General features: G+C 54.4%; 1 pseudogene. It reads left to right on the top strand.

The features are described from left to right. Nucleotides 1-21: 21 nt before the first annotated feature. Nucleotides 22-283: pseudogene (locus CKL79_RS22800) on the top strand (hypothetical protein); the annotation flags it as partial.

Genomic DNA, 283 nt, shown 5'->3' with positions numbered 1-283 from the left:
CAGAAGCTGACTATCCAACAGGTGAAAGCGAACCGTCGAGAGGTCGGGCTGGTCACCCGCGCTCAGGATGTCAAGATTATATGCCAGTGGTTCTCCCCTGATGTCCTTGCCTTGGCTGGCCCGTCTCTAGCGGTGCGTCAAGAGTTATTCGACTTCATTGCAGCCGAACTCCAACAGCGGAAGGGCAAGCAATATCCGACCATTCGTAAGCTGAGAAAGGCACTGCACAATCAGCGTGATCAGCTGCTCTCCTTTGCCGGTGTCCTTGACCAGAAACTAGCAG

It is taken from the genome of Leptolyngbya sp. BC1307 (genome assembly GCF_002286735.1).
Lineage (GTDB): Bacteria > Cyanobacteriota > Cyanobacteriia > Phormidesmidales > Phormidesmidaceae > Phormidesmis.
Note: the sequence above shows the minus strand (reverse complement) of the source record. Positions and strands in the feature narration are given on the sequence as shown.